We start from the raw sequence: 9,090 nt of genomic DNA, 5'->3' as shown, positions 1-9,090 counted from the left end.
CCCGCCGCTCGGCGCCCCCGCGTGAGTCGCCCCGCCCGCCGGCCTGCGCTCCCACCGGGCTGGCGGGCGCGGAGCAAGGTGCGTCGTCGGCGGAACGCCCAAGGAATCCAGCGGTTGTCGCGGTATCCAGGTGGCGGAGCTTCCGCATCACGAGACGCGGCATTAACGCAGGGCTCGCATGCCCGCGATGAGCGCGCCGCTCGCCGGCCACGGGAGCCCGTGTGATGCAGCGAGGTCAGCGCGAGAGTTCCTCAGCAGTTTCCGTCCTCGGCGTCATGACCTCGACCCGGTTTCCGAACCCGTCGCGCGCATGGAACCGGGCGTACCCCTCGAAGGTGTCACGCTCCACCCACGAGACGTCGTATCCATTGCGCTCAATTCGCCAGGCCACACTCACCAGCTCTTCGGTCGTCCCGCACACGAGGCCGGGATGCGCCTTCTTGGCAGCAGCGAACGGATCCTCGACTCCGAGGTGTATCTCGGCCGTGATCACGTCACCGTCGTACGCACGAAACCAGCAACCGCCTCGACCGCTCAGCGAGGGTGGCTTCTCCACCTCTTGCAGCCCGAGCGCCTCTGCGTAGAAGCGACGCGCCTCGGCCTCCTGGCCGCACGGCATCGAGATCTGAATGTGGTGCAGCCTCATCATGGCCTCCATAATTATCTCGATGTCGAGACAATTCTACCGGGGGTCGTGCTCAGACGATGACGCGGAACTCGATGGTGACCGCTAGGTTTTCTCACTGAAGGTTGAGTGATCATTTAAGGCTGACTGTCTGGGGAGACGGTGGGGGAACCGTTACGCGCGTACGGCGATCCCGTGCTGGGCGCCTTTGACCTGGACTTCTTCGACAGCGGCCGGCGTCGTCGCACTGCGTTGGGCTCCGGGTGGGGTGTCCGGTTCGAGGACGTAGCGCCCGTACGCGGGTTCCGGTGGAACAAGGGTGACCGCAGCTTCGCGGGCTGGTACTACGCGGTGACTACCGGCGACCATGTGGGCTACGAGTCGTGGCTGGAGCGGGAGCGGCTGATCCTACTGGACTTCGCACCGGACGTGGTGGGGATCGCCTCACAGCCGTTCTGGCTGCACTGGCGCGAGGAGGCAGAGAAGCGGCGGCACGCGCCTGACTACTTCGTACGGCTGGCCGACGGACGCGCCCGCGTGGTCGATGTCCGTGCCGAGGACGATGTCGACGAGCGGACCGCGGAAGCGTTCGCCGCGACCGAGCGGGCCTGTTCGGCGGTGGGCTGGGAGTTTGCGCACGTCGGTGCCCCGGATCCGGTGTACATGGCGAATCTGCGGTGGCTGGCCCGTTACCGGCACAGGCGGTGCGGCCGTGAGACCGACATCGTCGAGCGTCTGGTGGAGGTCTTCCGGCGGCCTCATGGGCTGCGGGCGGGAGCAAAGGAGGCCGGGGACGTCCTGCGTGTCCTGCCGGCGCTGTTCCACCTGATGTGGACCGGGGAACTACGCGCTGACCTCGGCGGGGCCTTGCTGACCGGTGGCACGGTGGTGCACACGTCGGATGGAACTGCCATCGGGTCTCAGTTCGAGAGTCGGAGCCGTGGCTTGCTGCTGCGTCCGCGGCCGGGCACGCGCGGCGAAGGGAGCCAGATGCGCAGATTGTCGAGGCCGGCGGCGATCCGAGTGGGCGATCGGGTCCGGTCCGCCGGACAAGTGCGGGCGGTGCTCGCCGTGTCCGCCCGGGCGGTGACGCTGGCAGAGGAGGAAGATTCGCCGCGGGAGGTTCCGCTGGCGGTGCTGCTGGGCGATGAGAGCTTCGAGGTGCTCAGCAGCCCGGTGCGGATGCCGCTGCCGCCGGTGTCGCTGCTGGAGGCGCTTCCGGAGCACGCGCGGGAGAAGGCTCTGTGGTGGGAGGGCCACATCCTGGAGGTCCTGCACGGCGTCGATCCGAATGCGGGCGAAGATGCGGGACCGCGCCCTGAGTACGATCCGGCCCGCCATTCGCTGACCGCCCGCGAGCGGGCGAAGGCGGCCGAGCTGACGGCCGCGGGCTACCAGGTCAGCGTGAGGATCGGCAACTTCCGCCGCCGTTATCAGGCCGAAGGGCTGCTGGGGCTGGCCGACCGTCGGCCGGTGCGCAAGAAGCCGCAGTTCGGGACTGTCGACGACTCGGTGGTCGAGGCCATGCGGCAAGCGATCAAGGAGGGGATCGACGACTCCACCCGCACCGGGACCTACATCATCTGGCGGACCGGCGAGATCCTGCGGGAGAACAGCGAGACGGTGGGACTGCCGTCGCAGTCAACGCTCTACCGGCTGCTGGCCAAGCTGACCTATGGCAAACCCGTCTCGGCGACAGCCCGCAACCGCCGCTCACGCGCCCACGGGGCGAAGACGCCGTTCGGGCAGTGGACGGTGTTCGCGCCGGGCGAGGTGGTGCAGATCGACTCCACCCCGCTGGACGTGCTGGTCCGCCTGGACGACGGGGTGGTGGGCAAGATCGAGCTCACCGGCATGATCGATGTCGCGACCAGGACAGTGCCCGCAGCGGTGCTGCGGCCCACCACGAAGTCGGTCGACGCAAGCGTGCTGCTGGCCCGCACACTCACCCCCGAGGTGATGCGGCCGGGCTGGGTGGACGCCCTGCGGATGTCGAGGTCGGTGCTGCCCTATCGCCGGCTGCTGGACATCAACGAGCGGCTGGAGTACGCGGCTGCGAAGCCGGTGATCGTGCCGGAGATGATCGTCTGTGATCACGGGAAAGTGTTCATCTCCCGGAACTTCAAGGCGTCCTGCCGCTTCCTGGAGATCGACTTCCAGCCCACGCACAAGGCGTCCCCCTTCCAGAAGGGGCACGTGGAGAAGATGCTGGACTCCGTCGGCACGCTCTTCGCACAGTTCGTCGCCGGCTACACCGGTCGCAGCACCGACCACCGCGGCCGCAACCTGGAGAAGCAGCCGCTTTGGTCCCTGCCGGAGTTGCAGGAGCTTCTCGACGAGTGGCTTGTCGCGACGTGGCAAAATCGCGAACACGACGGGCTGCGTGACCCGTTGCACCCCGGCCGCTCGTTCACGCCGAACGAGAAGTACGCCGCCCTCATCGAGGCCTGTGGCTACGTTCCGGTCGCGCTGAGCGCCGAGGACTACATCGAGTTGCTGCCGTCCACCTGGCGGGCGGTGAACGACTACGGCATCAGGATCAAGCGTCGCACCTATGATGCTCCGGGCCTGATCCGCCGTCAGCATTCCGGTGTTGTGGAGAAGAAGGGGCTGTGGGAGGTCCATCACGACCCCCACGACATTTCCCGGATCTGGGTACGCAATCACCACGGCGAAGGTGAGTGGATCGAGGCGGCCTGGAAGCACCTGTGTCACACCCCGGTTCCCTTCGGGGAGCTGGCCTGGGACCACGCTGCCCAGGGCTTGCCCAAGGGCACCGAGGCGGAGATCGCGGAGGCGGCTGCGGCTCTGCTGACGCGGGCCCATGCGGGTCCGGCACAAGCCGGGGCGGGCAAGCCGAAGAAACGTACGCGGCGGGAGAGGCAGGTGGCCGCCCGCACCAAGGCCACCCCGCCGATTCCCACGCCTGCGCCTGTCACCGAGCCCAACCCAGCTCCTGAAGCCGTGGCGGAGGAAGAGGCGCCGCTGGCCAAAGTGATTCCGCTGGGCCTGTTCGATCCTCTTGCCGACCCCTGGAAGCGTTCATGACCGCACCGCACGACCCGCTCGCCCCCTTCGCCGATGGTCCTCGGGAGCCTGAGCGGCATCTGACGAGCCTGTCCGGCTGGCGGTCCTTCGTCGACGATCAGCCCGTCATACCTGTGATGCTGAGTGCCGCCGAGCGGGCCGCACTCAGCCCTGCCGAGCTGATCCGCTACGACGAGGGCCGCCTGGACCATCACACCTGGCTGCTGGTAGTGGCGACATCAACGGTCCAGCACACCGTCACCTGCGGCCGCCGTCTGGCACTGCTGAACCGGCACGCGGTCAGTGCCCGGCGGGGGCTGATCGTCTCCGGTCCGGCCGGCACGGGGAAGACCACCGCGATCACTCAGCTCGGCCGGGCCCATGAACTCATCGACAGGGCCCGGCATCCGGGGGTGAGCGACCGAATCCCGGTCGTCTACATCACCGTGCCGCCCGCCGCGACAGCGCGGATGGTGGCGGTGGAGTTCGCGCGCTTCCTCGGCCTGCCGGTTCGCGTCCGCTCGAACATCACCGACATCCTGGAGACCGTCTGCGGGGTCCTCACCGACGCCCGCGTGGGCCAGGTCCTCGTTGACGAGCTGCACAACATCTCGCTGACGACCAGGTCCGGAGCCGAGGTCTCCGACACCTTGAAGTATTTCTCCGAGCGCATTCCCGCCACGTTCGTCTACGCAGGTATCAACGTCGAGCGGGCCGGGTTGTTCGACGGCACCCGCGGTGAGCAGATCGCCGGACGTTTTACCCTCGTTCCCACCGCACCTTTGCCCTACAACACGGAGTGGCAGGGGCTGGTGGCCACCTTGGAAGACTCGCTGAGGCTGCACGACCACAAAGCGGGCAGCCTCACCGCTCTGGACCGCTATCTGCACGACCGCACCGACGGCATGATCGGCTCGCTGTCCCACCTGATCAGAGGCGCCGCCCTGGACGCGATCCTCACCGGCAGCGAAAAGATCACGAAGTCGGGTCTCAACGCGATTCCTCTTGACCACAGTTCGGAATCCAGCTGACCGCCGCGCAGAAAGGCACCGCCCCCACCATGCCGTCCGGCACCGCCGACGAACGTCCCGCAGCTCCGCTTCCCATGCGAGTCCGCCCGCACCTGGGCGAGAGCACCGAGAACTAACATCAGGCGCCTGGCCAAGGCCAACCACCTTCGGCCCAGCGCCCTGCACGCGATCGCCTGCGGTCCGCCCAACTGGACCGGAAAGCCCCGCCTCGACCGTCTCACCGTCCTCACCGGCCATCCAGCTGACCACCTCAACCTGGCCCTGACGGATGCCGTCGTTCCCCGCCGACGCACCACCGTCTCAGGCCAGTACCAGCGACTGCCCCGGGGCACCTACCTGCTCTATCGAGCGATTCGCAAGGACGCGGAAGCCGGTCTCTCGCTGCGGCATCTCGCGGAACGGCACGGCGTCAGCCAGCGCACCGTCCGCGCGGCTTTGACCGCCGTGATGCCGCCTGCCCGTGAACGCCCGAGCCGCTACGGAAAGACCCCGGTCATCGCCTCGGTTCGGCACATCGTCATCCCGATGATCTCGCGGAACGTGAGCGCGAAGGACATCTGGAAGACGCTCATGGACGACCACGGCATCTCGATCTCCTTCTCCACACTGAACGCCTACGTCCGCAACCAGCGGACCAGCTATCGCGCACCCACTTCACCAGCCTGCTGAACCCCATCACCTCCGATGCCCACACTTGACCACCGCCCACCAGCCCAACTGCCCATGCAGGTCCGGCCCGTCGCCGGTGAGCGCGCGAAGTCCTACGTCGAACGCCTCGCAACCGCCAACCATCTCAAGGCCAGCCTTCTCTGGTCCTACCTCTGCGAGCCGCTTCATCGGGGGCCCCTGAGTTGGGATCGCTTGGCTGCCGTGAGCGGCCGCGAATCCGCCAACCTCCGAGAAATCATTGACCGCACGCAATGCATAGGCTGCGGAAAGATCGAGTTTTTCCAGAAAACGAACAGATTCAGGCAGATCTGTTCGCCGGCATGTCGCCAGAAAGCCCATCGCCGACGGAAACCAAGGCCGCGAAAGCAGCAGACTACGGAATGCCAAAACTGCGGGGAGATACTAGTCCTCACCTCTCGCGGTGACAAATTACGGCGCTGGTGTTCGCAGGCCTGCCGCCAAAAAGGCCACCAACAACGGCAACATGAACAGGCCGCTGCTTTGGCAGAAGCACTGACCATCCCGGAACCAACCTGCGATGCCTGCGAAGCACCGCTCGGGCGTGGCAGCCGACGACGCTGGTGCTCGCGGCGCTGCATCAACTGGGCTTACACGCGCCGCCGGATCGACAGAGGTGAGACCCCCTGGCCAGCGCGTGCACCCGACTCGGCTCGCGGGCGGCAAGCGGCAACTTGCCCCGTCTGCTCAAGCCCCATGGAGAAGGGCCCTGCCAACAAGATTCGAGTGACATGCTCGTCAGCCTGTCGAAACCGGCTCTACCGGCTACGGAAAAAGGAACGAGCCAACCGCGATAACGAGACCAGAGAGAATCAATGATATCGGAGCACAGCAGCAGTTGCGTGAGAAAATTATGTCGGTCCCCGAGACTCCGCCACTGACCTCCTGGTGCACAGCCCTGGACCGGCGGCCCCCATAGGCGGCCTTCTCGGCATTGGCTTCGCCGTCGCTCCCGACACTGGTCGCGACGTCATCATGGTGGTCTCCGTTGACGGGCACTGCCTCTTCGACACCACCACAGGCGCCGTAGGCCCGAGATCGAAGCATTCATCGACACCGGCCACCACAACGCCAAGAGCGAGGGCACCAACCGCGTGATCAAGCTCGTCGCCCGTGCCGCGTTCGGCTTCCACAACGCCGAGAACCAACGGCTACGCACACGCTGCGTCACCACCCGACGAGCCCGCGGACACCTCCGCACCGCTCAACCTTGAAGTCCCTTTTCGTGTTCAGACACAAGACCTGCTACAAACCCGGGTCCGGGGTTCAGTCCGACGGGCCGGGCGTGGACAAGTCCGCCTGGTCTTCAGGGGAGTTTGTGGGCAAGGACGTCGAGTTGCTCGACGGAAGGCGGTTGGGCGAACAGTTCTCCGGCTCGTTCCGTCAGGGCGCTGCCCAGGCGGCCAGCGAGGTGGGCCTGGCGTGCGTCGTCGTCGGGGAAGGCGTCGAAGATGGCGAAGGTGGACGGGCTCAGGCGCACGGCGAACCAGGCGACGGTGCCGGGCTCCTCCTGCACGAGGGCAAGGCCCTCGCGGAGAAAGGCGGCGACCTCTTCCTCCTTGCCGGGCAGGGCCTTGACCTGTACGTGCAGCGCGACGTTGATGTCGGCCATGAGTGGGCTCCCTTCCGATGCTGGGCCGCCCGGAAGCTGCCGGGCACTGCAGTGATCGGTTGGCGTGGACCGGGTCTCCCGTACAGCCGCATCGATACCTCATTATCGCCCCTTTTGACATGTTTCGCGGGCGTGGGAGCCTGGATGTGTGGGCTGTCCGGTGGGATGCCCGGTGGCCGCATCGCGCCCACCTACAGCTCACTGCCGAAGCATGCCCAGCATCTACCGAGAGCGAGGGAGACCGATGAAGGCTCTCGTATACGACGGGCCCCGTGAGGTGCAGGTGAAGGACGTACCGGATGCGCGTATCGAGCGTCCCACCGACGTCCTGGTGAAGATCACCACGACCAACATCTGCGGCTCGGACCTGCACATGTATGAAGGCCGTACCGACATGGAGACCGGCCGCGTCCTCGGCCACGAGAACATGGGCGAGGTTGTCGAGGTCGGCCCCGGTGTCGACAAGGTCCGGGTCGGGGACATGGTCAGTCTGCCGTTCAACATCTCCTGCGGCTTCTGCCGCAACTGCGAGCACGGGCTGACCGCCTTCTGCCTCACCACCCCCACCGATCCCACCATGGCCGGAGCCGCCTACGGCTTCGCCGGCATGGGGCCCTACAGCGGCGGCCAGGCCGAGTACCTGCGCGTCCCCTACGGCGACCACAACTGCCTGGTCCTGCCCGAGGACGCCCGCGAACGGCAGGCCGACTACACGATGCTCTCCGACATCTTCCCCACCGGCTGGCACTGCACCCAGCTCGCCTGCGTCCAGCCCGGCGACTCCGTCGTCATCTACGGCGCCGGACCGGTCGGACTGATGGCCGCCCTCTCGGCCAACCTGAAGAGCGCCTCCCAGGTCATGGTCGTCGACCGCCACCCCGACCGGCTCGCCCTCGCCGAACAGATCGGAGCCATCCCCATCGACGACTCCAAGGGCTCGCCCATCGACCAGGTCAACCAACTCACCAACGGCGCGGGCGCGGACAGCGGCTGCGAGTGCGTCGGCTACCAGGCCCACGACCCCCAGGGCACCGAGCACCCGGCCCTCACCCTGAACAACCTGGTGGACACGGTGAAGGCCACCGGCACCATCGGTGTGGTCGGCGTTTTCATCCCGCAGGACCCCGGCAGTCCCGACCAGCTCTACCGCGAGGGTGAAGTCGTCTTCGACTACGGCAAGTTCTGGTTCAAGGGCCAGACCATGGGCACCGGACAGGCCAACGTGAAGGCATACAACCGGCAGCTCAGCGGGCTCATCGAGCAGGGGAAGGCCAAGCCGTCCTGGATCGTCTCCCACGAACTGCCACTGGATCAGGCCCCCGAGGGCTACCAGCACTTCGACAACCGCGACGACGGCTGGACCAAGGTCCTGCTCCACCCCGACGGCGGCTGACCCATCGCCCCGGCCCATACCCCCGGAAGCCACTTCAGGAAGGAGCTCCCACCATGACCAGCATCGAGACCGTCTCCCTTCAGGACGCTCGGCGGGTCATCGACGCGGGAGAGAAACGAGCGCAGGAGCTCGGGCAGCCAAGCAACATCGCCGTGGTCGACGCCGGCGGCAACCTCGTCGCCCACGCCCCCATGGACGACGCATGGATCGGCAGCGTCGACATCTCCATCAACAAGGCATTCACCGCCCGCGCCTTCGACATCAGCACCGCCGACCTCGCCGAGAACGCCGCTCCCGGGCAGCAGTTCTACGGCATCAGCGGCTCCAACCAGGGCCGAGTGATGATCTTCGCTGGCGGCCTGCCGCTCCACCGCAACGAACAGGTGGTGGGCGGCGTCGGGGTGAGCGGAGGGTCAGGAGACCAGGACCAGAGCGTCGCCCAGGCGGCTGCCGCAGGCTTGTAACCCCCGCATATCCCGCCCGCCCGCGTCGCGCACCCCGCAGGAGCCGTGCGAAAGCCGCTTAGGAGAGCCGAGGAGAGGAGGTCGTCATGACGGGCGGACGCCGGAGGGCGGGTGCGCCGCCACCTCGGCCGACGTCCCACCCCAAGACCGCCCGGACTACCCGCCCACCCGCTACGAAGAGCGTTGACCGCCTTATGAGTCGGTGATCGCCTCAGGGGAGAGAACAGAAATGACGGAAGAACTACGCGGCC

Annotated in this window: 8 protein-coding genes; 6 read left to right on the top strand and 2 right to left on the bottom strand. The window is 67.0% G+C overall.

The annotated features are described in order from the left end of the window. Positions 1–235 precede the first annotated feature (235 nt). Positions 236–658 carry a VOC family protein gene (locus tag AN216_RS00540; protein WP_212732659.1) on the bottom strand — a complete coding sequence of 141 codons (423 nt, stop codon included), beginning with the start codon at positions 656–658 and terminating at the stop codon, positions 236–238. Positions 659–787: 129 nt separating this feature from the next. On the opposite strand from AN216_RS00540, the gene AN216_RS00535 reads away from it, so the two are divergent. The 4 genes from AN216_RS00535 to AN216_RS30955 all read left to right on the top strand — a co-directional run bounded on the left by AN216_RS00535 (position 788) and on the right by AN216_RS30955 (position 6,584). Further along, positions 788–3,673, top strand: coding sequence for a TnsA-like heteromeric transposase endonuclease subunit (locus tag AN216_RS00535; protein ID WP_079166097.1), 2,886 nt, complete (start codon positions 788–790; stop codon positions 3,671–3,673). Then, entirely contained in the window at positions 3,670–4,683 is a 1,014-nt protein-coding gene (locus AN216_RS00530; RefSeq protein WP_070194558.1) for a TniB family NTP-binding protein, read from the top strand. The genes AN216_RS00535 and AN216_RS00530 overlap by 4 nt, the downstream gene beginning before the upstream one ends. Before the next feature lie 447 nt (positions 4,684–5,130). Then, on the top strand, positions 5,131–5,352 hold the full coding sequence (locus AN216_RS28525) for a hypothetical protein (RefSeq protein WP_139140827.1): 222 nt from the start codon (positions 5,131–5,133) through the stop codon (positions 5,350–5,352). 1,016 nt (positions 5,353–6,368) lie between these two features. Continuing rightward, positions 6,369–6,584, top strand: coding sequence for a transposase (locus tag AN216_RS30955; protein ID WP_212732660.1), 216 nt, complete (start codon positions 6,369–6,371; stop codon positions 6,582–6,584). A gap of 92 nt (positions 6,585–6,676) precedes the next feature. On the opposite strand, the gene AN216_RS00525 is transcribed toward AN216_RS30955, so the two are convergent. Continuing rightward, positions 6,677–6,982 (bottom strand): putative quinol monooxygenase, encoded by a 306-nt coding sequence (locus AN216_RS00525; RefSeq protein WP_070194557.1) that lies wholly within the window; start codon positions 6,980–6,982, stop codon positions 6,677–6,679. Positions 6,983–7,226: 244 nt separating this feature from the next. On the opposite strand from AN216_RS00525, the gene AN216_RS00520 reads away from it, so the two are divergent. Both AN216_RS00520 and AN216_RS00515 read left to right on the top strand, forming a co-directional pair. Beyond that, the gene (locus AN216_RS00520) at positions 7,227–8,375 is read left to right on the top strand and encodes a glutathione-independent formaldehyde dehydrogenase (RefSeq protein WP_070194556.1); all 1,149 of its coding nucleotides are present in this window, start codon (positions 7,227–7,229) and stop codon (positions 8,373–8,375) included. A 53-nt stretch (positions 8,376–8,428) separates the two neighbouring features. Further along, on the top strand, positions 8,429–8,839 hold the full coding sequence (locus AN216_RS00515; RefSeq protein ID WP_070194555.1) for a GlcG/HbpS family heme-binding protein: 411 nt from the start codon (positions 8,429–8,431) through the stop codon (positions 8,837–8,839). Positions 8,840–9,090: the final 251 nt, after the last annotated feature.

Origin of the sequence: Streptomyces oceani, assembly GCF_001751245.1 — a bacterium.
Lineage (GTDB): Bacteria > Actinomycetota > Actinomycetes > Streptomycetales > Streptomycetaceae > Streptomyces > Streptomyces oceani.
The sequence above is the reverse complement of the archived record's forward strand: the minus strand, read 5'-3'. Positions and strand labels throughout refer to the sequence as shown.

Coding starts and splice junctions, on each gene's coding strand:
- AN216_RS00540 (WP_212732659.1), bottom strand. CDS start 658: ATGGAGGCCATGATGAGGCTGCACCACATTCAGATCTCGATGCCGTGC.
- AN216_RS00530 (WP_070194558.1), top strand. CDS start 3,670: ATGACCGCACCGCACGACCCGCTCGCCCCCTTCGCCGATGGTCCTCGG.
- AN216_RS28525 (WP_139140827.1), top strand. CDS start 5,131: ATGCCGCCTGCCCGTGAACGCCCGAGCCGCTACGGAAAGACCCCGGTC.
- AN216_RS00525 (WP_070194557.1), bottom strand. CDS start 6,982: ATGGCCGACATCAACGTCGCGCTGCACGTACAGGTCAAGGCCCTGCCC.
- AN216_RS00520 (WP_070194556.1), top strand. CDS start 7,227: ATGAAGGCTCTCGTATACGACGGGCCCCGTGAGGTGCAGGTGAAGGAC.
- AN216_RS00515 (WP_070194555.1), top strand. CDS start 8,429: ATGACCAGCATCGAGACCGTCTCCCTTCAGGACGCTCGGCGGGTCATC.